This window comes from Thermus brevis, assembly GCF_026427635.1.
Classification (GTDB): Bacteria; Deinococcota; Deinococci; order Deinococcales; family Thermaceae; genus Thermus; species Thermus antranikianii.
Map to the genome: position 1 here is coordinate 1,202,035 of NZ_CP102606.1, position 23,787 is coordinate 1,225,821.

Genomic DNA, 23,787 nt, shown 5'->3' on the forward strand with positions numbered 1-23,787 from the left:
GCCTGTTTTTTAACCCCGCTCTCACCTCCTTTCACCCCGCATTCTCTGGGCCCATCCCCTGCCTTGTCAACCCCCCCTTTTGGGGGGGTACAGCCTTAGGGTGGGGCAGGGGTGTGAAAAGGATATGAAAACTAGCGCCTCTCATAGGAGAGAACCTGGAAGGTTGGCTTTCCCCCCTTTAAACTGGGCAGGAGAACAGGGCGGTTTTGGTAGGGGATGCGGATGTAAACTACTTCAGCCGTTTGCCCTGCATTGCAGTTATTGCGGTTGCCGGCGCTCGTGGTGCAGAACTGATTGCTAATTACCGAGCCAAAGAGGACGCCGTCCTTTTCTATCCGAAAGGTGCCCCCCGCATATACTGGAGCCATCACGTACGTCTTATTCCCTCTCTGGTACACGTCCTTTTCTGCAATCAGCCCCAGGACGTGATTGGGGAAGAGCCCGTGGGAAGAATCAGGAAGCAGGTTACCATTGATGTCAATGTTCCCACCCTGCCCGCTCTCACTCAGAACGACAAGGGTAGCTTTCTTGGCATCTCCAGAAATGGCCCTATAGGCTGTGGGCTGGTTAAAAATGACATCCACCCCCTCTAGCGTTACGTCACCATAAAGCTCCAGGACCCCTTGGCCTCCCGAATATGTGTACCTGAACCCTCCCCGAGTTCCGTCTAAACGGGTGAAGGTGCAGTCCACGTTGCTGGTGTTCAGGTTGAGGATACCAGACCTCAGGGCAGCGGAACAGGAGGAATCGAGGGTGGTGTTGGGGGGCTGGAGTACGTAAACCTGATTGCCTAAACGTTGGATGCGCAATGTGGCCTTATCCTGCAGGCAGGCTCGCCACGTTGGGTAGCTGCTGCAGGTGTCCGAATCCAGCTTGGTATCCAGGGTAGGAAAAGGGGGGGGATTGGATAGATCAAAGGGACCCATAGCTTCTGTGCAGACCCCCTTGTTGTTTTGGCATACATTGACGTTTTGGCCAGTGATGTCTTGGCTTCCCCTTCCTACGAAGACTCCTTTCACTTTGTTACTTGGCTCCCCAATTTGTGTACTTCCCCCCACGGAGATCTTTCCGTATTGAACCCGCACACTAGCGCAGAGGTCGCCAACCTGCTGGTAGGCGCTTTCTACCCTGCTGGCGATGCCGGGGTAGTTGTTGAGATTGTAGGAGTTAAACAAACTGAAATTGCCGTTGCTCTCTATTACATACTGATCAGGATTAGAAGGGTCACCCACGATGTAAATGCCACCCCGAATGGTGGCTCCACCGTTGAGCCATTTGTTGGCTTGACCACTTCCTGCGAAGATAGCTTGCTCAAGGTAGCCAGTGTTGCTCAGGCGGAATGTAGCCTGGACCGTAGCTTTGGCGCCGCTGGAAGTACCGTTCGACACGAGGGTGAAAAGCTGACCATCCTGGGCATCTCTGATAAGGGTGACCGTGTACTGGCCCACGGGGTTCCCATTTGCATCTACCACGTTTTCGTTTTGCGCTAGGATAATTTGATTGTTCTGAAAGGTGAGAAGGTTACCGTTTCGGTACAGATCTATACCTGTTACTAAAGAGGTATAGCACCCTGGTCCACCCCCCCTGTTGATTTGTTGCTCGCGCCAAACGTACTGTTGGAAGAGCACCGCCTTATACTTTTGCAAACCTGCTTCGGCGGCGTAAAACGCTTGAACCGAGGTAGTATCGTTGCGGGTAACCCAAAGCTCAATCTGGCTTCGGAAGAAGGTGCCAAAAACCAAGAGAGCTATGATCAGCATGAGGGCAAGGGTGGCTACTAAAGCAACGCCTTTCGCACGCATACTTCCTCCTTACTGCGGCAGAGGCTTAAGGTTCGGCATTAGAACCTCTTGCCTGAGGGCATAACAGCCCCGACCAGCAGGGCAAGAAAGGGATTCATTGGAAACAGTGATCAAGTTTTGAGGCCCCATTGTTTTTATAGGGTTTAAGGAGTAGCCGACCACTTCAACAATGGCGGAGCGAGGATAGGCGTCGGCGCCGCAATCAGGTTCGTTAACTTTGACACCATTGCTGCATAGATATACTATATCTAAGGCGAGTATGCCCTCAGCTAGAGGCTGATAGGAAGGGGCAGGTTCAGTACAGTCATTCCCAGTGGATGGGGTAGCATTTACGTCGCTGCGTCGGAGGGTGTCAGCCACAAAATCATAGTCCACGCGGCGACAAGCCTCGGTGTTGTTCCGCAGACTGGTGACGTAGTAAAGGCTCAAGCTGTCCTTGGCGCCATCATTGTTACCCCGAAGCACTTTGCCTGTGGGGAGGGAGAAGCCTTTGTTTTGATCTCCGCTGTTCCAGTATCGCGCCCCGGCCATTTGTAGATCGCCGCTAACCACCTGCATGACCATACGGACCCGATCTTGGAGTTCGCTTCTGATCTGGGTTTCCCGGGCTAGCTCGGAGCTATGGGTGAAATAACGCACTGCTAGCCCGAAAATCACCACCAGAAGGGCCATGGCCAGCAAGACCTCTACGAGGGAGAACCCTCTTCCTTTCACGGACGACCACCTCCCGGGGGAGGACATGGGGCGGGTTTGTCCTGAGTAGGGGAAGGATAGACGTCATAACATGTTACCCTCCGGCCCATGGTTACTTTTGGGCCCCGGTCGTGGGTGGCAGTCACCACAATCGTTAGCACTCCTTCACCTAGGGTCCCGCCCTCGCCGAATATAAGCCAGTCGATAGTAGAGTTGCCCTGCCGTTCTTGACCAGAGCACGTCACCTGGCGTAAGTTATCCTGACTTCCGCTTCTTAAGGGGGGTGGGGGGTTCACACGGCTTGGGCAGCCAAAGTAATAGTCCACGAAGTAGAAGCTACGATTGGTACTGGGATCGTCTATGTAAACACTCGGGGGCATCAGTATATCACTCTTTAACACCTCAGAGGACTTTTGCTCCAGCACCCTTACTGCCGCGGCCTTAGCGTCTGTGGCGTAGCGGTTTTGCGCCGAAACCCGTAGGTTGGATAGCTGGCTCATGAGCAAAGCCCCGAAGGCGATGCCCAGAACAGCCAGGGCGATAAGAGTTTCTAGTAGAGTTAGGCCTTGCCTTTTTTTCACTGGATCGCCGCCCTCCCTTGGGGTGAGATCTGCACTGTCTTGCTGTAGGTTCCCTGGTGGTTGCTGAGGGTTACCTGGATCTGAACGAAACTCACGGGGATGCCCCGGGTGTCGAACACAAAGGAGGTTCCACCCAAGACCTGGGCCAGCCTCACCCGGGCCCAGTTCCCTTGACCAAAGGTTACCGCCTGGATGATATTATCCGGGATGCCGTCCCTATTGCTGTCCACGAAGATTTCATATCTGCCTGCTCCTGTGGCGTTGAACTGGATGCCCACGAACTCGTTGCGCCGGATGGCCTCCAACCTTGCCCGGGTTACCTGGGCGGCCAGGGACTGGGCTGCCTGGTTTACCGCCTGCCGGTCGGGGTTGAGGACGCCGGCACTGAGGGATAACACCACTCCCAGTACAGCCAGGAGAACGATAAGTTCTAACACGGAAAAGCCCTGGTGTCCCCTCACGCTTCTCAGGGTAGCCCCCTTTAAGGGTGGGAACATCCCCCAAATGGGGGTAGCTACTCCACCCGGGCTCGGCCTTGCTGGCTGACGACTACCTTGCGGGTGGCTGCGCCGGAGGTAAGGGTGATGGTGCCGGTGATGGGCTTGGCGGGGAGCCCCCGGGAATCAAAGAGGATAGGCATGTTGCCCAGGGTGCTCTGGCCACGGTCCAGCTGCACCCGGGCCCAGTTGCCTTGTCCGAAGCGGACCAGCTGGACTTCTTCGCCGGGGTCATAAGCCCGGTTCCCGTTTTTGTCCGTGAAGATGGCGTATCCTCCTGTGCCTTCGGTGAAGATCATAAGACCAGCAAAGGTATTCTGGCGTATGGCCTCCAGCCTGGCCCGGGTTACTTGGGCGGCCAGGGAGCGGGCGGCGGTATCCAGGGCCAAGCGGTTCGGGGAAAGGAGAGGAAGGCCCAGGCCCAAGAGCACTCCCAGAATTCCCAGGACGATCAAAAGCTCAAGAAGGGTAAAAGCCTCCCTGCGCATGGACCTGCAACCAGTCTAGCGGTGTCGTGTTCTTCCCTAGGTGCGTTTGACCAAGGAGTATGATGACCCCATGAACGAGGTCTATATCGTTTCCGCGGTGCGCACCCCCATTGGCAAGTTTGGGGGGGCATTTCAGGAGGTAAGCCCGGTGGAGCTTGGAGCCCACGCCATGCGGGCGGCCTTGGCCCGGGCGGGAGTGGAGGGGAAGGAGCTAGACCTGTACGTGTTCGGAAACGTGCTCCGGGCCGGGCATGGGCAGCTACTTCCCCGCCAGGCGGCCCTTAAGGCAGGGATCCCCAAGGAGGTGGACGGCTACCAGGTGGACATGGTCTGCGCCTCCGGGATGATGGCGGTGATGAACGCCGTGCAGTTCCTGCGCACGGGGGAAACCCACCTGGTCTTGGCCGGGGGGATGGAGTCCATGAGCCAGGCGGGGTTCTACCTTTCCCACCGGGCAAGGTGGGGGTACAAGTTCCTCATGGGGGCGCCGGAGAACCTCCAGGACATCCTCCTGAGGGATGGTCTTTCGGATCCCTTTTCAGGCGAGGCCATGGGGGAGCAGGCGGAAAGGCTCGCCCAGGACTACGGGGTGAGCCGGAAGGAGGTGGACGAGGCCGCCTACCTTTCCCACAAGCGGGCGGCGGAGGCCACGGAAAAGGGGCTTTTCGCCCAGGAGATCGCCCCCCTGGAGCTTCCGGGGAAGAAAGGACCGGTGGTGGTGGACAAGGATGAGGGTATCCGTCCCGAAACCACCCTCGAGTCCCTTTCGGCCCTGAAGCCTGCCTTCCGGAAGGATGGGATCCTGACCGCCGGGAACGCCAGCCAGATCTCCGATGGGGCGGCGGCGCTTCTGTTGGCCTCGGAGGAGGCGGTGAAGCGGTATGGCCTCAAGCCCCTGGCCCGGGTTCTGGGAGGAGCTTGGGCGGCGGGGGAGGCCTGGCGGTTCCCTGAGGCCCCCATCCCGGCGGTGAAGCGCCTGTTGGACCGGCTTGGCATGCGGATTGAAGACTTCGGCCTATTTGAGAACAACGAGGCCTTTGCCCTCAACAACGTGCTCTTCCACCGGCTTTTGGGGGTGCCCTACGAGCGCCTGAACGTCTTCGGGGGAGCCGTGGCCCTGGGCCACCCCATCGGGGCCAGCGGGGCCAGGATCCTGGTCACCCTGCTGAACGCCTTGCGGAGCAAGGGGGAGGAAAGGGGCCTTGCCGCCATCTGCCATGGGACGGGAGGGTCCACGGCGGTGGCGGTGGAGCTGGTCTAGCACCACCCCACCCTGGCTTCGCCAGGGTGGGGGCCCGGTGAGGTAAGTTCCAAGCTGGCGCAGTCAAGGGGCGCCGGATCGCAAGAAAGGCCCTGGGGATCTAGACCAGGCCGTCTAGGTCGATGGCCTCGAGGTGAAAGGCCTCGAGGGCCACGCTGAAGCCCCCCTGGCTGGCCAGGAAGCGGGCGGCTTCCCGTAGGGTTTCCTCCACCCAGCCGGGATCGTTTCCCAGGAGGCTCAGGCCCACCACCTCAAAGCCCCAGGCGTCCAGGCCGTAAAGCCTGGCGGCGGAAACGGGAAAGCGGGCCTTGACCCGTTCCAGGGCGGGCTTGATCAGGGCCCTTTTTTCCTTAAGGCTCCTTGCCGGGGTTTCCAGCCGGGCGCTGTAGAGGCCGAGGTAGGCTTTCATGGCAGGACGCCTAAAGGCATCAAGGACAGTTTACGGTAGACTGGCGAAAGAGGGGTTATTCAGCTCCGAGAGGCTATGGGAAGCCAGCAGAGGGAGTTCCCCTTCGCTTTGGACCGGCGATTGCGGCTAACCCTCCGGGTGGAGCGGGGTGAGCTTGTGGCTTGGGCTGTCCAGTTGGAGTGGTTTGATGCGGAGGAGGGTCGCTGGGTTTGGGTGGCTCGTTATGACATGGCCGGGGGAAGACCTCATCGCGACCGGAACCGTTTAGCACAGCATGAAACCGTGTCTCTTCCCAAGGACCCGGGGAGGGCGCTGAAGGTGGCGCAAGACGAGCTTTTGGTTAGGTCGGAGGAGTATATTGAAGCGTATAGGTTGGCCAAGGCTCAGGGAAAGGAGGCTTGGCCTTAGGGGGCACAGGGAAGGGGATGCGGCCATGGAAGAGAAAGAGGCACGGCTTCGCATGCAGGAACTCTACGGGAGGGTCCACGGGGTTCTCCTGGACCTAGAGTTGGCGGGCCGTCTCCCTGAGTCCTATCGCTTGGTGATCCTGCCCCTGGACGAACCCGGGGTGGCCGCTTATGCCCTGGCTGTGGCCCAGGCGCCCAATCCCGAAAACCTGCCCTTGGTACACGCTCTTTTCTGGAAGGGGGAGCTGCAAACGCTTTTGCTTCCGGGTGGGGAAGCCATTAGACCCCAGGTGGCTTAGGAACCGAACACCCAAAGGCGCCGCACGCCGTAGCGGCGGCACACTTGGGCAAGGGCCTTGAGGCTAGGACTTAAGACTTCCTGGGCCACAACCCCATTCTAGAACATGGGCCCGATGCGGAAGTGGAGCCTTCCTGTAGGGCTTTCCGGGCTGAAGGCGTAGTCCAGGCGCAAAGAGGGGAGAAGGGCCCCGAAGAGGTCCAGGTCCAGCTGGAAGCCCAGGCCCGCCCCCCACTTCACCCCGCCGGTGTTGTCGGCAAGCCCCAGGTCGGCGAAGAGGATCCCGTAGAGGTTCGTGCCCCCTTGGGGGGAGAGGTTGAAGTTGTAGCGGTACTCCACGCTGGCCGTGGCGAAGGAAAGCCCCCCGTACTTGCGGTCCTCGTAGCCCCTGAGGAGGAAGGCCTCGGAGCCACCCCCGGAGAGGAAGAAGCGCTCGCTTTCCGGGGGGAAGCCCAAGAGGGTGCCAGCGGAGAGACGGAAGGCCAGGGCCTGTCGTTTTTCCTGGTCCAGGCCGTAGTAGGTCTTGCCCGTGGCCACCAGGGGCACGAAGAAGCTCCGCCCCCCTGTATCGGGGAAGGAAAGACCAAGGCCGGTGCTGAGGCCCGCCTCGTACCCCTGGGTGCGGAAGCGGGGGTTGTCCACGTCCGTGTAGGTGACGCCGGTGTCCAGCCTCAGGGTCCAGCCCGGGGTGGGGAGGAGACTTTGGGCCTTGCTAACATTCTTATAGCCCGTGCCGTCGCAGTACTTGGGGTCATTGGTGTCGGTGACGGCGGGGTTGCAGGGGGCGTTGGGATCAAAGACCTCGAGGGCATACGCCGACCGCCTGGCGGAAAGCCCCAGGGATAGGCGCAGGTTTTCCAACTCCTGGGAGAAGGGACGGGAGAGGGAGAACCCAGCGCCGGTGCGCCTTTCCGTGTACTCCCAGCCGGTGTCCGTGCTGCCGTCCAGGAGCTTGTTGTTGCCGATGGGGGTGGAAAAGAGGCTGAAGGAAAGGCTGGTGCGCACTTCCTTGAGGTCCCAGTAGTCCAGGTAGAGCCAGGGGATAGCGTAGCTGACCGAGAGGGAAAGGTTGTCCTTGGCGTCGTTTTGCACAAAGGCCAGGTCCACCCCTACCTGGTGGGCCAGGCCGAAGAGGTTGGTTTCCTTGAAGGACACGCTTCCCGACCACCCCTCCAGGGAGCTCCAGCCCAGGGCGGGCTGGAAGAGCCCGGTGCGGGCCTCCTTCAGGGAGAGGACCACCACCACCTGGTCCTCCTTCTCCCCGGGGGCCAGGCGCACCCCGGGGGGCTCGGAGAGAAGCCCCGTGGCCATGAGGCGGGCGATGCCCTGGCGCAGGGCGGGAACGCTGAAGAGGCTTCCCGGCCTGGGGAGCTCCCTCAGGATCACCTCGTCCTGGGTGCGGTGCTCGCCCTGCCACTCCAGGCGGTAGCCCCCGATCTTGAGCTCCAGCACTTGCAGGCGGAAGACCCCTTCCTGGAAGCCAAAGCGCACGTCGGCCACCTCGTAGCCGTTTTCCTGGTAGTGGCTGGCGAGGCGCCGGGCGTCCTCCTGGGCCAGGGCGGGGGTGTAGACCTCTCCCGGCTTCAGGCGGAGGAGGGCCAGGAGGGCTTCCGTGGGGAAGGCGGTGTTGCCGCTGATCTCCACCCGCTCGATCACCCCGCCTTCCGGGCCCAGCTGAAGCTCCACTGCCACCCCTTCCCCCTCGGGGGTGAGGTTGAAGTTCACCACCCGGGAAAGCTTTTTGGAAAGCGCCTGCACCCCTTCCAGAAGGAGGTCGTAGCGCAGGTAGTCCCCCGGCTTCAGGGGGAAGCCCGTGAGGTCCAGGCCACCTCCTTGGATGCGCACCACCTTAAGCTCCCGCACCGCCACGGTGAGGAGGCCGTTCTCGAGGCGGCTTCCCTGGGGATCGGGGCCGCTAAAGCGGTAGCCTGCTTTTTCGTAGCGGGCGCCGAGGGCCCTTAAGGCCTCCTGGTATTTGGCGAAGTCAAAGGGGCCCTTGAGGGGCTCCAGGGCCTTTAGGAGTTCGGCCTCGGGTAGAAGGCTCGCCCCCGTGAGGCGGACCTCCTTCACCTCCGGGCTTTCCTCCACCCGGAAGGTGAGGGCCATTTTGCCCGCCTGCTCCTTGGCCTCCACCTCCACCTTGGGGGAGAAGGGGAAGCCATTCTGCCGGTAGGCCTCGGCCAGGGCCTTGGCGGCCTCCCCGGCCCGGATGGGGTTATAGGTGGCCTCCGGGCCGATGGCGAAGTTCTGCTCCAGAAAGCGCAGGAGGGCCTCCTGGGGGAAGGCCTTGCCCTCCACCCTCACTTGGCCGATGGGGGGGTAGGGGGTGAGGCGGACCCAGAGGACATCCCCTTCCAGCCGGACCTCCACCTGCTGGAAGTAGCCGGTGGCCAGGATGGCCTTCCGGGCCTCCTCGAGGTCCCCGGGCTCATCCCCTGCGCCGAAGGGCAAGGCCGCCCGGGCCAGGGCCTGGAGGACGGGGTCGCCTCCCTCCACCGCCACCTCGCGGATGGGGGCCGCCAGGGCCAGAAGGCCCAGGAACACCAGGGCAAAAAGCCGTTTCATGGCGGAAAGCTTACCAGAGGCGGGTGAAGGGGGCGTGAGAGTAGAATGTTCGCCATGGAAGTCTACGACAAGATCCAGGAGGCCGTGGCCTACATTCGCTCCAAGACCGGGTTTGTGCCAGAGGTGGGGATCGTCCTGGGCTCGGGGCTTGGCCCCCTGGCGGAGGAGGTGGCCAAGGAGGCGGAGATCCCCTACGGGGAGATCCCCCACTTTCCCCTTTCCACCGCCCCGGGGCATGCGGGGAGGCTGATCCTGGGGGAGCTGGAAGGCAAGCGGGTTCTGGTGTACCAAGGCCGGGTCCACTACTACGAGGGCTACAGCGCCGAGGAGGTGGTCTTCCCCGTGCGGGTGGGGTATTTCCTGGGGGCCAGAACCTTCATCCTCACCTCGGCGGCGGGAGGGCTTAACCCCAGGTTCCAGGCCGGGGGGATCATGCTCCACCTGGACTACATCAACTTCGCCGGGACCAACCCCCTTAGGGGGAAAAACGACGAGCGCCTGGGCCCCCGCTTCCCCGTGATGTTCGAGGCCTATGACCCGGGTCTCATCGAGCTGGCCCGCAAGGTGGCCAGGAAGCAGGACCTCCACCTCTTTGAGGGGGTCTACGCCTGGTTCATGGGGCCCAGCTTCGCCAGCCGGGCCGAGCTGAAGGTGCTCAGGGATCTTGGGGCTGATGCTATCGGGATGTCCACGGTTCCCGAGGTCATCGCCTTAAGGCACCTGGGGGCCAGGGTCCTGGGCCTTTCCACCATCACGGACATGGCGGTGCCGGAAAGGGAGCGCCACGCCACGGAGGAGGAGGTCCTGGCGGTGGCGGCCAAGACCGGGCCCATCTTCCGCCGCTTCGTGCGGGGCATCCTGGCCGAGCTTTAGGCCATGGGGCTTCCCGAGGTCCTCGAGGCCATGGAGGCCGCCTGCCGCCGTGCGGGGCGGGATCCCAGGGGGGTGCGCCTGGTGGCGGTGACCAAGGGAAGGAGCGTGGAGGAGATCAGGGAGAAGGTCCTCCGCTACGGTTCCTTCCCCCTGGGGGAAAGCCGGGTACAGGAGGCCTTGAAGAAGATGGAGCTTCTGGAGGCGGAGTGGCACCTCATCGGCCCCTTGCAGCGCAACAAGGCCAAGTTCGCCCCCCGGTTTGCCCTCATCCACTCCCTGGACTCCCTGCGCCTGGCGGAGGCCCTGGACCGGGTGGGGGAGAAGGAGGGGGTAAGGCTTAGGGTCCTGGTGGAGGTGAACCTGGGCCGGGAGCCCCAGAAGCATGGGTTTTTGGAGGAGGAGCTGCCCGAGGCCCTGGCCCGGGTGCGGGAGATGGCGCACCTGGAGGTCCTGGGCCTCATGACCGTGCCCCCGATGGGCCCTGAGGCCGTGGTCCGCCCCATCTTCCGGAGGCTTTCGGAGCTCGCCGACCGCTATAGCCTTCCCGAGCGCTCCATGGGAATGTCCGACGATTTCCCCATCGCCATCGAGGAGGGGGCCACTCTGGTGCGGGTGGGCCGGGCGCTTTTTGTAGACTGAGGTGCACATGGACCTAACTCCCTTGGACGTGCGCTACCAGGAGTTTCCCACGGGGCTTCGCGGCTACCAGAAGGAGGCGGTGAGGAGCTATTTGGCCCGGGTGGCCGAGGTCATGGAGGGCCTCATCCAGGAGAACGAGGGGCTCAAGGAAAGGCTTAGGGCGCTGGAGGAGGAGGTGGCCCGCCTGAAGGAGGCGGAAGGGGAGCTGAAGCGGGCGGTGGTGGCGGCGGAGCGCATCGCCCGCGAGCTCAAGGCCCAGGCGGAACGGGAGGCAGAGCTGATCAGGAAGGAGGCCCTGGCGGCCAAGGACCAGGTGCTCAAGGAGGCGGCGGAGGAGCTTAAGCGCTTGAAGGGGGAGGTGGAGCGGGTTAAGCAGGAGAAAACCCTTTTCGTGGCGCAACTCAAGGCCCTTTTGCAGGGGTACCTGGACTCCTTGAGGCATCTGGAGGGGGGTTCCTGAGGCTGTGCCCTCCGGGGAGGGGTTTCAGGCCCAGGTAGAGCCAGAGGCGGTAAAGGGTTTCCTTCAGCCAGTACCCCAGGGGGTAGGGTCCCTCCACCGGGTGGCCCTCCGCCTTTAAGCCCAGAAGCCGGGCCAGGAAAAGGGCCCGGGGCAGGTGGGGGGCATCGGTGACCAAGAGGATGCGCCCGGAAAGAAGGGGCTTGAGGAAGAGGAGGTTCTCGTAGGTGGTCTGGCTTTGGGTTTCGCAAAGGAGGGCTTCCCGGGGTATACCTTTGCTCCTAAGGTAGCGGCAGCCCACCTCCCCCTCGCTGTAACGGTCCCCGGGGAGCCTGCCCCCCGCCACCGCCACCCTGGGGGCGAGGCCCCTTTGGTACAGGGCCAAGGCTGCCTCGAGGCGCCTTTCCAGGGCGGGGGAGGGCCTGCCCCCGTACTGGGCCGCCCCCAGGACCACGATCCAGCCGTAGCTTGGCTGGGCCATGGCCGGGGCCAAGAGAAGGACCAGAGCAAGCCAGCGCACCTTTTTCAATCTAGGGCCAGGGGCGGTTTTTTGGTATACTGAAGGAGCATTGGAGAAGATCTTCGGCAAGACCGAGGGGCTCAAGAAGAGCGAGCTAAAGAGGCTTTCCAACCTGTGCCGCAGGCGGATTCCCCCGGAGAGGGTCCTCACTCCCGAGTTGGCCCAGGCCCTGGCCGGGCTCTCCCAGGAGATCGGGAGGCCTGTAAGCCTGCTCTTGGACCGGGAGGGCCGGGTGGTGCGGGTGGGGGTGGGGGATGCCAAGGACCTGCCCATCCCCGAAGGGGCCAGGGGGGAGAGGAGGCTATCGGGCTACCGGCTCCTCCACACCCACCTGGCCAAGGGAGGGCTTTCCCGCCCCGACCTCTCGGTGCTTTTCCTGAACCGGCTGGACAGTTTGGCAGCCTTGGAGGTGGAGGACGGCAGGCCCACCACCCTGCACCTGGCCTTCCTCTCCCCGCCCAAGGCCCTGGAGGAGGACTGGCGTATCCTTCCCCCCAAGCCCTACTTCCAGTACCTGGATTTTGACCACAAGGCGGAGGTGGAGGCCCTGGAGGAGGAGCTGGCCCGCCAGGCCCGGGTGCGGGAGCTGGTAGACGGCAGCGGGGAGCGGGCTATCCTGGTGGGGGTGGACCGGGGGGAAGGCCCCGAAGCGGAGGCCTACCTATCGGAGCTCGCCGAGCTCACCCGCACCGCCGGCGGGGTGCCCGTGAAAAAGGTGCTGGTCTTCCGCCCCCACCTGGACCCCCGGTACCTGGTGGGGCTGGGCAAGCTGGAGGAGCTCAAGAGCCTGGCCTACCACGAAAACGCCTCCACCCTCATCTTCGGCCTGGAGCTCACCCCCACCCAGGCCCGGGAGATCGAGAAGGCCACGGGCCTCAAGGTCCTGGACCGTACCCAGCTCATCCTGGACATCTTCGCCCTGCACGCCAAAACCCCCGAGGCCCAGACCCAGGTGGAGCTGGCCCAGCTCAGGTACCTTCTCCCCCGCCTGGTGGGGAAGGGGAAGGAGCTGAGCCGCCTGGGAGGTGGGATCGGCACCCGGGGGCCCGGGGAAACCAAGCTGGAGGTGGACAGGAGAAGGCTTCAGGAAAGGATCGCCCACCTAAGCCATAAGCTCCAGGAGTTCACCCGGCGCCGGGAGGAGGCGAGGCGGCAGAGGAAGCGCCGGGGTGTGCCCCTGATCGCCGTGGTGGGCTACACCAACGCCGGCAAGACCACCCTCCTCCAGGCCCTGGCCCGGGGCGGGGAGCCGGGAGAGGACAAGCTCTTCGCCACCCTAAGGCCCCTCACCCGCCGGGGCTTCCTGCCGGGGGTAGGGGAGGTGCTCTTCACGGATACCGTGGGCTTCATCCGCCAGATGCCCAAGGAGCTCCTCACCGCCTTCCGGGCCACCCTCGAGGAGGTGCGGGAGGCCGATCTTCTCATCCACGTCCTGGATGCCTCGGAGGAAGGGGCCATGGGGCGGTACCGGGTGGTGGAGGAGCTTCTGGCGGAGCTGGGGGTGGAGGCCCCCCGGGTCCTGGCCCTCTCCAAGGTGGACCGGGCGGCCCCCTACGACCTCTTCTACCTTCAGGAGAGGCTGGGTGGGGTGCCGGTTTCCGCCTTGAAGGGTACGGGGGTGCCGGAGCTGAGGAAAGCCCTGGCGGAGGCCCTCCTAAGGGTGGGGGTGCGGCCCCAGCCGTGGGCCCAGGCTCCTCAGTACACGTAAAACCCCTTTAGGCCGGTTTCCTCGGCCCACTGGACCTCCACCTCCTCCACCCGGCTCAGGCGGGGTCCCTGCTTGAGGTAGTGGAGGAAGGTGAGGAGGTCTTCCTCAGGGCCTTCCGCCACCACCTCCACCCGGCCGTCGGGGAGGTTCTCCGCATAGCCGGAAAGCCCGAGCTCCAGGGCCTTCTTCTGGGCGAAGGCCCGGTACCCCACTCCCTGTACCCTTCCCTTGACCAAGGCCACCAGGCGCGGCATGGTGGCATTTTAGCCTCCTTGCCACGCGGTTTTCATCTCCGGTGCCTATGCTAAGAGGGATGCGGCGGGGGCTTCTCCTCCTCCTGGGGTTCGCCCTGGCCCTTCTCCTTTTGGCCTGGCCTCCCCTTTTGCGGCTTGCCGTGGAGCGGGGGCTTGCCCTTTCGGGCTTCCAGGGGCAGGTGGGGGAGGTGAGGGGCCACCTTCTCTTTGGCCTCCGCCTGAAGGGGGTGGCCCTGAGGGGGGAGGGCGTGGCCCTCGAGGCCCGGGAGGTGAGTCTGGGCTATGACCTTCTCGGGCTTTTGCGCAAGGAGCTTCCCCTTTCCGTGGCCCTACGGGGTGCGAGGCTCAAGCCCACCTGGGAGGCCTTGATCCCGGAAAAACCCGGACCGCCCCCCAGCGTTCGGGTGGTCTACCGGCAGTTCCTCCTGGAGGAGGTCCAGGTGGAGCTTCCCAAGGGGAAGAGGCTTTTCCTGCCTCCCCTGCGCCTCACCTTGGCCGGGGAAAACCCCTATGCCTTTATCGCCCGGCTTCCCGGGGGAAGCTTCCAGGGGGAGGCGCGGGCCTTGGCCCGGGATCTTTCCGCCTGGGAGGTGCGCTATAGGGGTGAGGTGGCAGGGCTTTCCTTCTTCTACCCGGGGCTTAAGGGGGGAAGGCTTTCCGGGGTTTTTCGCCTTCTGCCCACGGGTGTGGAAGGGGAAAGCCATGTGGAGGAAGGGGTGGTGGAGCTTTTGGGCTTCCTCCTCACCCGGGTGGAGGGGCCCATCCGCCTAGAGGAGGATCGGGTGGAGGCGGAGCTAAGGGGGGTGGGCCTCGAGGGGCCCCTTTCCGCCAGGATCCAGGTGGACTTGAAGGCGGAGCGCTACCGCTTTTTCCTCACGGGCCGGCCCCGGCTTCCCGCCCTGGCCCGGCACTACCGCCTTGCCCTGCCGGTGGAGGGGGATGGGGAGCTTCGGCTTGAGGGGGAGGGCTGGGACCGGATCCGGGTCAAGGGGAGGTTTTGGGGGGAGGGGCGGCTCCTCTCCGAGCCCTTCCGCCACCGGGGAACCCTTTCCTTCGACCGGGTCTTCTCCCTGAAGGCGGAGGCGGAGGGAAGGCTTTTTGACCGCACCTACCGGCTGGGCTTTGGCCTGGTGGGCCAGGACTACCAGGCGAGCCTGGAGGATTCCTTGGGAAGCAGGGTCGTCCTTGAGGGCCAGGGGAACCGCACGGAAGCCCGGGGCCAGGTGGCCTGGCCCAGGCCCCTGGAGGGATGGGCCCAGGTGGCCTTTGAAAGCGAGGGAAGCCGCTGGCAGGCCCGGGTGCAAAGCCCCGGGGTGCGCCTTTCCTTCTTCCGATCCCTGGATCTTTCGGGGGAGGTGGCAGGGAATGGGGAGCAAGTGGCGGGCCAGCTTGGACCCTTGGCCCTCCGGGGAACCTGGAGCCACCTTCTTCTGGCCCTTAGTCCCACGCCCCTGGCGGTGGGAAGCCTTGAGGGGGAGGGAAAGCTGATCTCGGGGAGGCTCGAGGCTTCCTTGCACTACACCTCCCCCTATGCGGCCTTCCCCTTGCAGGTGGGGCAGGAAAAGGGAGCCTTCCGCTTCCGAAGCCCCTATGGGGAGGGGGAGTACCGGGGTGGGATCCTGGCCCTGCGCCTGCGGGACCTGCCCATCCACGCCCTGGACGAGTTCCGTCTTTCCGGGCAAGCCCTGTACCGGGATGGCGAGCTTTCGGGAAGGCTTGCCCTGAAGGGCCGTTATCTGGAGGCGGAAGGGAACCTGCGCCGCCTGGGGGCGGAGATCCAGGGAAGGTTCATGACCCCCTGGGGAAGCCTCCCCTTTGCTGGGGCTTACGGCCCAAAGCCGGGCCTCACCTTGAAGGCCCAGGACCTTCTCCTGCGCTATCAAGGGGGCTTAAGCCTGAGGGGAAGGGCGCGGCTGGGACCCTTGGTCCTTGGGGCCGACCTCCTCTATGATGGGGGCTTCCAGGGCTGGGCCCGGGTGGAAACCCCTTGGCTGGCAGGGGTTTTGCAGGGGGAGAGTGGAAGGCTGGTCCTGGCGGGGCTAAAGGGGTACGCCCAGGGGGAAGGGGAGGTCTACCCGGAGCTGCGGATTGCGGGTAGGTTCCTCCCTCCCCTGCCGGAGGGCCTCGAGGTGCCTCCTTTGGCCTTCCGTCTGGACCGGAAAGGTTTGGAAGTGCTGGGGGTGGGGAGGCTGGAGTTCGCCGGGCGGTATCCCTTCCACCTGGCCCTTCCTTGGAGGTACCGAGGGGTTTCCGGCCGCTTCCAGGCGGAGGGCACCCTGGAAAAAGGCCATCTTAGCCTTTCCTCTCCCTATGGCCGCGTGGAGGCTCAGGGAGGCTGGCGGGACCTAAGGGTAAGGGGGCAGGGGGAGGTTCCCTATGCGGGTCCGGTGCGGATGGCAGGAAGGCTGGACCTCCTGGGGCTTGCCTACCAGGCCCAGGCCCACCTGGAGAGGCTGGACCTAAGGCTCAGCCTGGTGGGGCGGGGGGCGGTCTTCCGCTTCCAGGGCCAGGCTCCGGGTCTTCGCCTCCTGGGAGGGTACGAGGGGGGTCTAAGCCTTCTACTCCGGGCGGAAGCCTTTGACCTTTCCCCTTGGGGGCTTCCCGCACGGGCCAGCGGCACCTGGGGTACCCGGGGTGGAAGGCTTAGGCTGGAAAGCCCCTACGGGGAGGCCCTTTTCACCGGGGAGGAGCTTCTTTCCGCCCGGGCAAGGCTTTCTGGGCCCTACTTCCAGGGAGAGGGCCAGGTTTCCCCGGAAGGGCTTTCCTTGGCGGTGCGGGGAGAGTACGAGAAAAACGGGCTGGGAGTGCGCCTAGAGGCGGAAGGGGAAGGGCCCTGGCGGGCCTTCCGCCTGGGGCTTTCCGGGGAGGCTCGGCTTCCCTACTTTGGCGCCGTGCCCCTTTCGGGCCAGGTGTGGACCGAGGGGGGAGGCCTTCGCTACCGGTTGCAAGGTCCCTTGTCCCTCGAGGGGGAGGGACTTAGCTATAGGGGTAGCCTGGCCTTGCCCTTTGCTGCCCTGGGAAAGGAGGGAAGGATTGCGGGGAGTTTCCAGGGCCAGGGGCTTCAGGTGGCGGGGAAGGGGGAGGGGAACTTTGCCGGCCTGCCCTTCACCTTCCAGGGGGGATACCAGGGTAAGCCCTTCCTGGCCCTAAGGTGGGAGGGCGGCGAGGCGGCGCTAACGGGGGAGGAGGTGGGGTTTTCCCTGGAGGAGGTGGCCCCCTTGGCCCGGGCCCTGGGCCTTTCCCTTGCGGGAAGGGCGGGGGGGAGGCTGACCCTTTCCGGCGAAGGGGAGGCCTGGGCGCGGGTGCGCTATGGGACGGAATCCCTGGCCCTGGACTACCAGGAAGGGATTCTCCGCCTCCTCCTCGCCGATCGGGATGCGGGCCTGGCCTGGGCTCCCAAGGAGGGGAGGCTCTGGGGGCTAGGGGGGGTGTCCGGGGAGGGCAGGCTCCGCCTGGGGCCCGGGCTTCAGGGGGAGGTGGAGGGGAGTTTCCGTTACGGTCCCTTGAGGCTTGGGCTTAGGGGTCCCTTGGAGGGCCTGGCCCTGGAAGCCCGCTACCAGCGGGAGGGGCTTGGGTGGACGGAGCTTGCGGGCCGGGTAAACCTCTTGGCCTTGAGGGGGGAGGGTACCCTGCGCCATGCCTCCCCATACGGGGAAGGGGAGGTGGCGTGGGCCTTTGAGGGGAGCCGCTACCGGGGGGAGGGAAGGTTTAGGAGCCTCCGCTACCTGCTGCAGGAAGGCCCCTTGCGCCTGAAGGGGGAGGGAACCCGGGCGGAGGTTTCCTGGGAGGCGCCCTTGGTCTTGTTGGCCCGGTACGACGGGGCCTGGCACCTTTCGGCGCAGGGCGAGGGCAAGGTGGAGGGAATGGCCCTTCGGATGGATCTTTCCTGGGGCCCGGAGGGGTATCGGGGAAGGCTTTGGGCGGAGGGGCATGGGCTTCTCCTAAAGGGGGAGGGGGAAGGGCCTTTGCACCTTACCCTAAAGGGCAAGGACCTTCCGGGGGAGGTGGCGGCGGAAGCGACCCTGGAGGACCTTTTCCTTTCCGGGAGGGCCCAATACCGCCTGGAGCTGGGCCAAGTACGGCTGGAAGCCCAGGGCAGTTTTCAAGCGGGGTGGCCTGGGCTTCCCCGGGGTCAGCCCCTGGGCCAGTTGGAGGGCCAGGGAAGCCTCTTGGGGAACGGGGAGGTTTTGCCCTTCCGCTTTGCCTACCGCTACCGGGGTGGGCCGGTTGGGGTAGAGGCCCTTTCCCTGGTGGGGGAGGCGGAGGGTTTCCGCTTGAGGCTTGCGGAGGGGCATCTGGTCCTGGACTTGGACCGGGACCTCGCCCCCTTTGGCCTTCCCGTGCGGGTTAAGGCGGAGGCGGATGGGCCCTGGCAGGAGGCCCTTAAGGTAAGCCTGGAGCGTCCGGAGGGACGGCTATCCGGGAAGGCCTGGCTCTGGCCTCTGCGGGCGGAGCTTCTGGGGGAGGTGCTTGGGGGGAAGGTGGAGGTGAGGTACCGGGATGGGGAGGTGGTGGGGAGCTTCCAGGGGCCGGGGCTTATGGGGGAAGCCCGCTACCGGAAGGGGCTTTCCGGCCTCCTCACCCTCCGCTACCCCCTGCCCCAGGGGGGGCTTGCCGGAAGGGTGGATCTCGGGGCGGGCTTGTTCCAGCTCCAGGGGGAGGGGGCCTGGCAGGGCCTATGGGAGGGAGGGTTCTGCCTGCCGTTGCCCTTGGGGAGGTGCCTGGGCCTCGAGGCCTGGGTTTCAGGGAGCCTGGCGTACCAGGGTGTGGCCTTCCAGGGCCAGTACCGCTACCTGGCGGAAAAGGGGTACCGGGGAAGGGTTACAGGGGAGGGCAGGCTTTCCACCCCCTATGGGGTGGTCCTGGCCCGGGGAGAGGGGCTGGGCCTGGATCTTTTGGGAGAGGGGCTTCCTCTTTCCGGGCGGCTGGATCTTTCCCCCTTCCGCCTGGCCTACCGCTACGCCGGGGCCCTGCCCCGGGGCCTGGGGGAGCTTTGGGCCGAAGGGGTTTATCCCGGGGAGTGGCTTAAGGGCCAGTACCGCTACGGGGAGGTGGCGCTTTCCCTGATGGGGCTTCAGGGCTTCCGGGTGGGGGTTTCCGGGGCGGGGGTTTCCGGCGAGGTGGGGCCTAAGGGCGTGGCCTTCCAGTTTGAGGGGTTCCGCTATGGTCCCTTGACCCTTTCCGGCAGGGTGGAGGGTCCCTGGCGGGAAGTGGGGTTGAACCTGGCCCTCCTGGCCTGGGGCCGGAGGGCTGAGGTGGAAGGGCGGTACGGAAGGGAAGGGCTCACCCTGGAGTTCCACGGGGACCTCGAGGGGCAGGTGGCCTGGCAGGAGGCCTGGAAGGGGAAGGTGGCCTTTAAGGAGGGAAGCCTGGAGCTTTCCGGCAAACAGGTTCCCGAACTCCAGGGGGAGGTTTTGGGGGAAAGGGTGCGCCTGGCCTGGCCTCGTCTGGAGGTGGGGGGAGTGCGCCTGGACCTGGCGGGCCGCCAGGCGGAAGGAGAGGGAAGGATCCTGAAGGCCCTGTTGCCCGGGGGCCTTGGGGTTTTGGGGCAGGGGGAAAGGCTTCTTCTGGACTACCGGATGCCCGGGGTGGGTCTGCCCCTGGAGGGAGGCTTGAACCTGAAGGATCTGTCCCTGATCCTGACCAGCCCCCAAGGGGAAGGGGCCTTGGCCTATGCCGGGGGCAAGGTGGAGGGGGCCTTGGCCTTCGACCTTTCCGGCTTCCGCTTGCGCCTGGAAGGGGAGAAGGACCGGGTGCGCCTCTTGGGGGAGCATCCTGCCTTTTCCTGGTGGGTGGCGGGGGCGGGGAGGCTTCAGGGAGAGGTGGATCTTGGAGGGACCTACCGGATTTTCTACCGGGCGGGGGAACAGGCCCTGGAGGTGGCAGGGAGGCTTTTGGAAGCCAGGCTCCGGGCGGAGGGTCCCTACCTTGCCGGCGAGCTTGCCTATCCCCCTGCCGGTGAACTCCAGGTGGACCTTTCCCTTCCTCCCCTGGAAAGCCGCTTCCGGGGCCGGGTTTTTGGAGAGGGGTACCAGGTGGAGGGGGCCCTGGAGGGAGCGGTGGGCCGGATCACCGCCAAAGGAAGGCTTCTTCCCCTTAGCGGCAGGCTTCGCCTGGAGGGAGCGGCCTTGGAGGATCTCGTGGGCCGCTACGCTCCTTATCTAAAGGGGGTGGTTTCCGGGGAGCTGGCCCTGGAGGGTACCCGGGCCCAGGGCCGGCTGGAGGGGGAGGCGGAGGTGGCGGGAAGCCCCCTCCCCTTCCTCTTCGCGGGAGCTTTGGGGCCTGGGTTGGTGCAGGGCAAGGGGCAGCTTGGGCAAAGTCCCTTCCAAGTGGCCCTCGAGGGGGATCGGCTGGACCTTTCCGCTTCCCTCCGGGGCTTTCCCCTGCATCTCCTCCTCATGGCGGTGGCGGGGCCCCTGGAGGGGGAGGCCTACTGGACGGGGGCGGTGCGGCTCCGCCTTCCCCTTTCCCACCCCTTGCGGGGCGAGGGAGTCCTGGTGGGGGAGGCCTTGCGCTTCGTGGGGGCTGGGGATGAGCTTAAGGGCCAGGCGGTCTTTCGCCTGGAGGAAGGCCGGGTCCTGGTGGACCGGCTCCGCCTTCTGGGCCGGGGAAGCTGGGAGGGCGGGGGGTACTGGAGCCCGGAGGGGAGCGACCTTTACCTAAGCCTCAGGGACACGGTCTTCACCCCAGTGCTCCAGGTGGTGCCCCCCTTAAAGCCCTACCGGCCCGAGGGTTCGGGAAGCCTCCTCCTGAGGCTTAAAGGGGAGGGTTTCCAGGTGGAGTTCAAGGACTTCCGCTTCCGCTTGGGGCCGGTGGCAGGGTACCTTCCCCAGGGGCTTCTTTCCTTGAACGGGGGGGCGCGGGCGGAGGGGGAGCTCACCCTTTTGGCTCCCTTCCCCGGGAAGGCCAGGCTGGGCCTCGAGGGCAGATTGGAGGAATTTCAGGTTAGCGCCAAGGGCGTGGTTACCCTGCCCGGGCTCAAGGAGGAAACCCCAGCGGAGGTGGCCTTCCGCTACCCGGGCTACGGGGTGGAGATCCACCTGGGGGAGGCCCAGGCCCAGGGAACCCTCTTCCCCTTGCGCCTTGCCGGCTACGGCCGGCTTCCCCTTTACTACCCCCGGTACTACCTGCAAGAGGGCCTTCTGGACGTGAAGAGCTTCTTCCTCTACGAGGAGAAGGGCACCTACCACCTCACGGGCAACGCCGAGGTCCTGAGGGCCAGGCTGGCCCTGCCGGAGGCAAGGGCCAAGGAGCTGACCCAGGGGGGGGTGGAGCTGGGGGGAAGCGGGGCGGGAAAGCCCACCCCCGTGCCCCTGGTCTTCGAGGGGGTGCGGGTGTATGCGGAAAGGGGGGTCCTGGTGCAGGAAAGCCTGGCCCAGGGGGAGCTCAAGGGGGAGGTGTTTCTGGGGGGCAGCTACGCCGACCCCTACCTGTCGGGACAGGTGGAGGCCCTGTGGGGTAACTTCCGCCTTTGGGATTCCCTCTTTACCCTGGATTCCACGGCAAGCTTCCTGCGCTTTTTCCCGGACCGGGGCATCCTCCCCGAGTTTCGCCTTAAGGCCCAGACGGAAACCCGGGGCCACAAGGTCTTCCTGGAGGCCACTGGGGAGTTTTTGCGGGAAAACGGCCGGGTGAAGGTGCGCCTCGAGCCCCACTTCACCTCGGATCCCGCCCTCACCGAGCCCGAGATCTACGCTCTCCTCACCCTGGGTACCCCCGACGTCACCCGGTTGGCGGAAACCCTCCCCCAGGTGGCCCTGGGGGCCGCTTTGGAGAACCTGGTGCTGGGCCAGCTGGAGCGGGAGCTCGCCCGCTCCTTGGGCCTTGACCGCTTCCAGGTGCAGCTTCCCCTTCTCCAAGGGGGAGATCTGGAGGAAACCCGCTTTTCCGTGGGCAAGTACCTGAGCCCCGAGCTCTTCTTGGGCTACGAGCTGGACCTCAGAGGGGAGCAGACCCTGAGCGCCCAGTACCGCCGGGATGGCCTCACCTTTTCCCTGGGCTCCACCTTCCTGCCAGGGGATGGCAGGCTTGCCCGCATCACCTTCACCCTGGGGTACGACCTTACCCCGGCGTTGGGCTTGAGCTTTAGCCTCGAGGCGGCGGACACCACCCGCTTCGGCGTGGGTGCCCTTTACCGGTGGTAGCATGGCCCAGGTATGCGCGCTTTGGCCAAGCTGGCCCCGGAAGAGGGCCTAACCCTGGTGGAACGCCCCGTGCCCGAGCCGGGCCCGGGGGAGATCCTGGTGCGGGTGGAGGCTGCCAGCATCTGCGGCACCGACCTCCACATCTGGCGGTGGGACCATTGGGCGAGGGGCCGGATCAAGCCTCCTCTCATCACCGGCCACGAGTTCAGCGGGGTGGTGGAACGGGTGGGGCCCGGAGTGAAAAGGCCCCAGGTGGGGGACCACGTGAGCCTGGAAAGCCACATAGTTTGCCATGCCTGCCCCGCCTGCCGCACGGGCAACTACCATGTCTGCCTCAACACCCAGATCCTGGGGGTGGACCGGGACGGCGGGTTTGCCGAGTACGTGGTGGTGCCGGCGGAAAACGCCTGGGTGAACCCCAAGGACCTGCCCTTTGAGGTGGGGGCCATCCTGGAGCCCTTCGGCAATGCGGTGCACACGGTGTATGCGGGAAGCGGGGTTTCCGGGAAAAGCGTCCTCATCACCGGGGCGGGGCCCATCGGCCTGATGGCGGCCATGGTGGCCCGGGCCAGCGGGGCCGGGCCTATCCTGGTATCCGACCCCAACCCCTACCGCCTGAACTTCGCCAGGCCCTACGCCGACCGGCTCGTGAACCCCCTGGAGGAGGATCTCCTTTCCGTGGTGGAGGAGGTGACGGGAAGCGGGGTGGAGGTCCTCCTGGAGTTTTCCGGGAATGAGGTGGCCATCCACCAGGGGCTTAAGGCCTTGATCCCGGGGGGAGAGGCCAGGATCCTGGGCATTCCCTCGGACCCCATTCGCTTTGACCTGGCCGGGGAGCTGGTCATGCGGGGGATCACCGCCTACGGCATCGCGGGAAGAAGGCTCTGGCAGACCTGGATGCAGGGCACCGCCTTGGTCTACTCGGGCCGGGTGGACCTTACCCCCCTCATCACCCACCGCCTGCCCATGAGCCAGTACCGGGAGGCCTTTGGCCTCTTGGCCTCGGGGCAGGCGGTGAAGGTGATCCTGGACCCCAAGGCCTAGGTCCCGGCGCCCTCTAGGGTGTGGGGGAGCCCACCTTGGGCGCTGGATCCGTGTGCTAGGCTCACCCTCAAGGGGGTGGGCATGGTTTCCCGCAGGCGGGTGCTCCTGGGCCTTTTGGGGCTTTCCTTGGTTCGGGCGCAAGGAATTCGGGTGGAGGAGGTGGTGGGAGGCCTCGAGGTGCCCTGGGCCTTGGCCTTTTTACCTGACGGGAGCTTCCTGGTTTCCGAACGGCCGGGGCGGATCCAGTGGGTGCAGGGGGGAAGGGCGTCGCTCTACGCGGAGCTTCCCGTTTACCACCGGGGGGAGTCGGGGCTCCTTGGCCTCGCCCTCCATCCCCAGTTTCCCCGGGAGCCCTACCTCTACGCCTACCGCACGGTGGAGGAAGGAGGCCTCAGGAACCAGGTGGTGCGCCTGAGGCACCAAGGGAATAGGGGCGTGCTGGACCGGGTGGTTCTGGACGGCATTCCCGCCCGCTCCCACGGCCTGCACTCCGGGGGGCGGCTCGCCTTCGGTCCCGATGGGATGCTCTACGTGACCACAGGGGAGGTGTACGAGCGGGAGCTGGCCCAGGACCTGTCCTCCTTGGGGGGTAAGGTTCTCAGGATCACCCCGGAAGGCAAGCCGGCACCGGGGAACCCCTTCCTGAACCGTTCCGGAGCCAGGCCCGAGATCTATAGCTATGGCCACCGTAACCCCCAGGGCCTGGCCTGGCACCCGAGGACCGGGGAGCTTTTTGCCAGCGAGCACGGGCCCAGCGGGGAACAGGGCTTCGGCCACGACGAGGTGAATGTGATCGTGGCGGGGGGCAACTACGGCTGGCCCCGGGTGGTGGGATGGGGGAACGACCCCCGCTACCGCAACCCCCTTCACTTCTGGCCTGAGGGTTTCCCTCCCGGGAACCTGGCCTTCTGGAGGGGGGACCTGTACGTGGCGGGCCTCAGGGGGCAGGCCCTTTTGCGGCTGGTACTGGAAGGGGACAAGGGCAACTGGCGGGTGGCGCGGGTGGAAACGGCCCTTTCGGGTTTTGGCCGCCTAAGGGAGGTGCAGGTCGGTCCCGATGGAGCCCTTTACGTCACCACCTCCAACCGCGATGGCCGGGGCCAGGTGCGCCCCAACGACGACAAGGTGTTAAGGCTGCGTTAGGCTT

General features: G+C 65.1%; 19 protein-coding genes. 10 read left to right on the forward strand and 9 right to left on the reverse strand.

Translation table 11 applies throughout. The features are described 5' to 3' along the window. Window positions 1–131 precede the first annotated feature (131 nt). From KQ693_RS06780 to KQ693_RS06800, 5 genes are read right to left on the reverse strand one after another with little or no spacing between them, the layout of a single operon-like run. Window positions 132–1,802, reverse strand: a complete 1,671-nt coding sequence (locus KQ693_RS06780) for a competence protein ComZ (protein WP_219759877.1) — start codon at window positions 1,800–1,802, stop codon at window positions 132–134. A gap of 9 nt (window positions 1,803–1,811) precedes the next feature. After that, entirely contained in the window at window positions 1,812–2,543 is a 732-nt protein-coding gene (locus KQ693_RS06785; RefSeq protein ID WP_267260694.1) for a PilW family protein, read from the reverse strand. Beyond that, window positions 2,513–3,076: a type II secretion system protein gene (locus tag KQ693_RS06790; protein WP_219759879.1), complete on the reverse strand. Its 564-nt coding sequence runs from the start codon at window positions 3,074–3,076 to the stop codon at window positions 2,513–2,515. Before KQ693_RS06790 ends, KQ693_RS06785 begins: the two co-directional genes overlap by 31 nt. Beyond that, window positions 3,073–3,537, reverse strand: a complete 465-nt coding sequence (locus tag KQ693_RS06795) for a GspH/FimT family protein (protein ID WP_267260695.1) — start codon at window positions 3,535–3,537, stop codon at window positions 3,073–3,075. Before KQ693_RS06795 ends, KQ693_RS06790 begins: the two co-directional genes overlap by 4 nt. Window positions 3,538–3,590: 53 nt before the next feature. Beyond that, the gene (locus KQ693_RS06800; RefSeq protein ID WP_267260696.1) at window positions 3,591–4,061 is read right to left on the reverse strand and encodes a GspH/FimT family protein; all 471 of its coding nucleotides are present in this window, start codon (window positions 4,059–4,061) and stop codon (window positions 3,591–3,593) included. 70 nt (window positions 4,062–4,131) lie between these two features. Between KQ693_RS06800 and KQ693_RS06805 the strand changes: the two genes are divergently transcribed. After that, on the forward strand, window positions 4,132–5,322 hold the full coding sequence (locus KQ693_RS06805; RefSeq protein WP_219759882.1) for a thiolase family protein: 1,191 nt from the start codon (window positions 4,132–4,134) through the stop codon (window positions 5,320–5,322). A gap of 100 nt (window positions 5,323–5,422) precedes the next feature. Here the strand turns inward: KQ693_RS06805 and KQ693_RS06810 are convergent, their stop codons facing one another. Then, a complete protein-coding gene (locus KQ693_RS06810) occupies window positions 5,423–5,731 on the reverse strand; it encodes a DUF503 domain-containing protein (protein ID WP_019551627.1) in 309 nt (102 codons plus the stop codon). Between the two features lie 75 nt (window positions 5,732–5,806). Here KQ693_RS06810 and KQ693_RS13015 point away from each other — a divergent pair, with 75 nt between their 5' ends. Both KQ693_RS13015 and KQ693_RS06815 read left to right on the forward strand, forming a co-directional pair. Beyond that, on the forward strand, window positions 5,807–6,139 hold the full coding sequence (locus KQ693_RS13015) for a DUF7718 family protein (RefSeq protein WP_475353405.1): 333 nt from the start codon (window positions 5,807–5,809) through the stop codon (window positions 6,137–6,139). Window positions 6,140–6,164: 25 nt separating this feature from the next. After that, the gene (locus tag KQ693_RS06815; RefSeq protein ID WP_246584361.1) at window positions 6,165–6,437 is read left to right on the forward strand and encodes a DUF5647 family protein; all 273 of its coding nucleotides are present in this window, start codon (window positions 6,165–6,167) and stop codon (window positions 6,435–6,437) included. A 98-nt stretch (window positions 6,438–6,535) separates the two neighbouring features. On the opposite strand, the gene KQ693_RS06820 is transcribed toward KQ693_RS06815, so the two are convergent. Continuing rightward, window positions 6,536–9,001, reverse strand: coding sequence for a BamA/OMP85 family outer membrane protein (locus KQ693_RS06820; protein ID WP_267260698.1), 2,466 nt, complete (start codon window positions 8,999–9,001; stop codon window positions 6,536–6,538). 45 nt (window positions 9,002–9,046) lie between these two features. Between KQ693_RS06820 and KQ693_RS06825 the strand changes: the two genes are divergently transcribed. Genes KQ693_RS06825 through KQ693_RS06835 form a run of 3 tightly spaced genes read left to right on the forward strand, consistent with a single transcriptional unit; the run spans window position 9,047 to window position 10,973 of the window. After that, entirely contained in the window at window positions 9,047–9,874 is an 828-nt protein-coding gene (locus KQ693_RS06825) for a purine-nucleoside phosphorylase (RefSeq protein ID WP_267260699.1), read from the forward strand. 3 nt (window positions 9,875–9,877) lie between these two features. Beyond that, window positions 9,878–10,513, forward strand: a complete 636-nt coding sequence (locus KQ693_RS06830) for a YggS family pyridoxal phosphate-dependent enzyme (RefSeq protein ID WP_267260700.1) — start codon at window positions 9,878–9,880, stop codon at window positions 10,511–10,513. Between the two features lie 7 nt (window positions 10,514–10,520). Next, window positions 10,521–10,973 (forward strand): DivIVA domain-containing protein, encoded by a 453-nt coding sequence (locus KQ693_RS06835; RefSeq protein WP_267260701.1) that lies wholly within the window; start codon window positions 10,521–10,523, stop codon window positions 10,971–10,973. On the opposite strand, the gene KQ693_RS06840 is transcribed toward KQ693_RS06835, so the two are convergent. Next, window positions 10,915–11,451: a YdcF family protein gene (locus KQ693_RS06840; protein ID WP_267262357.1), complete on the reverse strand. Its 537-nt coding sequence runs from the start codon at window positions 11,449–11,451 to the stop codon at window positions 10,915–10,917. The two genes, KQ693_RS06835 and KQ693_RS06840, sit on opposite strands and share 59 nt — an antisense overlap. A gap of 88 nt (window positions 11,452–11,539) precedes the next feature. Between KQ693_RS06840 and hflX the strand changes: the two genes are divergently transcribed. After that, on the forward strand, window positions 11,540–13,198 hold the full coding sequence (hflX, locus tag KQ693_RS06845) for a GTPase HflX (RefSeq protein ID WP_267260702.1): 1,659 nt from the start codon (window positions 11,540–11,542) through the stop codon (window positions 13,196–13,198). On the opposite strand, the gene KQ693_RS06850 is transcribed toward hflX, so the two are convergent. After that, on the reverse strand, window positions 13,186–13,452 hold the full coding sequence (locus tag KQ693_RS06850; protein WP_028493109.1) for an acylphosphatase: 267 nt from the start codon (window positions 13,450–13,452) through the stop codon (window positions 13,186–13,188). The two genes, hflX and KQ693_RS06850, sit on opposite strands and share 13 nt — an antisense overlap. A gap of 59 nt (window positions 13,453–13,511) precedes the next feature. On the opposite strand from KQ693_RS06850, the gene KQ693_RS06855 reads away from it, so the two are divergent. From KQ693_RS06855 to KQ693_RS06865, 3 genes are all read left to right on the forward strand, one after another. Then, entirely contained in the window at window positions 13,512–21,596 is an 8,085-nt protein-coding gene (locus KQ693_RS06855; protein ID WP_267260703.1) for a translocation/assembly module TamB domain-containing protein, read from the forward strand. A gap of 12 nt (window positions 21,597–21,608) precedes the next feature. Further along, on the forward strand, window positions 21,609–22,640 hold the full coding sequence (tdh, locus tag KQ693_RS06860; protein WP_267260704.1) for an L-threonine 3-dehydrogenase: 1,032 nt from the start codon (window positions 21,609–21,611) through the stop codon (window positions 22,638–22,640). Window positions 22,641–22,721: 81 nt separating this feature from the next. Beyond that, window positions 22,722–23,783: a PQQ-dependent sugar dehydrogenase gene (locus tag KQ693_RS06865; protein ID WP_267260705.1), complete on the forward strand. Its 1,062-nt coding sequence runs from the start codon at window positions 22,722–22,724 to the stop codon at window positions 23,781–23,783. Window positions 23,784–23,787: the final 4 nt, after the last annotated feature.

Coding starts and splice junctions, on each gene's coding strand:
- KQ693_RS06780 (WP_219759877.1), bottom strand. CDS start 1,802: ATGCGTGCGAAAGGCGTTGCTTTAGTAGCCACCCTTGCCCTCATGCTG.
- KQ693_RS06785 (WP_267260694.1), bottom strand. CDS start 2,543: ATGTCCTCCCCCGGGAGGTGGTCGTCCGTGAAAGGAAGAGGGTTCTCC.
- KQ693_RS06800 (WP_267260696.1), bottom strand. CDS start 4,061: ATGCGCAGGGAGGCTTTTACCCTTCTTGAGCTTTTGATCGTCCTGGGA.
- KQ693_RS06805 (WP_219759882.1), top strand. CDS start 4,132: ATGAACGAGGTCTATATCGTTTCCGCGGTGCGCACCCCCATTGGCAAG.
- KQ693_RS06810 (WP_019551627.1), bottom strand. CDS start 5,731: ATGAAAGCCTACCTCGGCCTCTACAGCGCCCGGCTGGAAACCCCGGCA.
- KQ693_RS13015 (WP_475353405.1), top strand. CDS start 5,807: ATGGGAAGCCAGCAGAGGGAGTTCCCCTTCGCTTTGGACCGGCGATTG.
- KQ693_RS06815 (WP_246584361.1), top strand. CDS start 6,165: ATGGAAGAGAAAGAGGCACGGCTTCGCATGCAGGAACTCTACGGGAGG.
- KQ693_RS06820 (WP_267260698.1), bottom strand. CDS start 9,001: ATGAAACGGCTTTTTGCCCTGGTGTTCCTGGGCCTTCTGGCCCTGGCG.
- KQ693_RS06825 (WP_267260699.1), top strand. CDS start 9,047: ATGTTCGCCATGGAAGTCTACGACAAGATCCAGGAGGCCGTGGCCTAC.
- KQ693_RS06830 (WP_267260700.1), top strand. CDS start 9,878: ATGGGGCTTCCCGAGGTCCTCGAGGCCATGGAGGCCGCCTGCCGCCGT.
- KQ693_RS06835 (WP_267260701.1), top strand. CDS start 10,521: ATGGACCTAACTCCCTTGGACGTGCGCTACCAGGAGTTTCCCACGGGG.
- KQ693_RS06840 (WP_267262357.1), bottom strand. CDS start 11,451: ATGGCCCAGCCAAGCTACGGCTGGATCGTGGTCCTGGGGGCGGCCCAG.
- KQ693_RS06850 (WP_028493109.1), bottom strand. CDS start 13,452: ATGCCGCGCCTGGTGGCCTTGGTCAAGGGAAGGGTACAGGGAGTGGGG.
- KQ693_RS06855 (WP_267260703.1), top strand. CDS start 13,512: ATGCGGCGGGGGCTTCTCCTCCTCCTGGGGTTCGCCCTGGCCCTTCTC.
- tdh (WP_267260704.1), top strand. CDS start 21,609: ATGCGCGCTTTGGCCAAGCTGGCCCCGGAAGAGGGCCTAACCCTGGTG.
- KQ693_RS06865 (WP_267260705.1), top strand. CDS start 22,722: ATGGTTTCCCGCAGGCGGGTGCTCCTGGGCCTTTTGGGGCTTTCCTTG.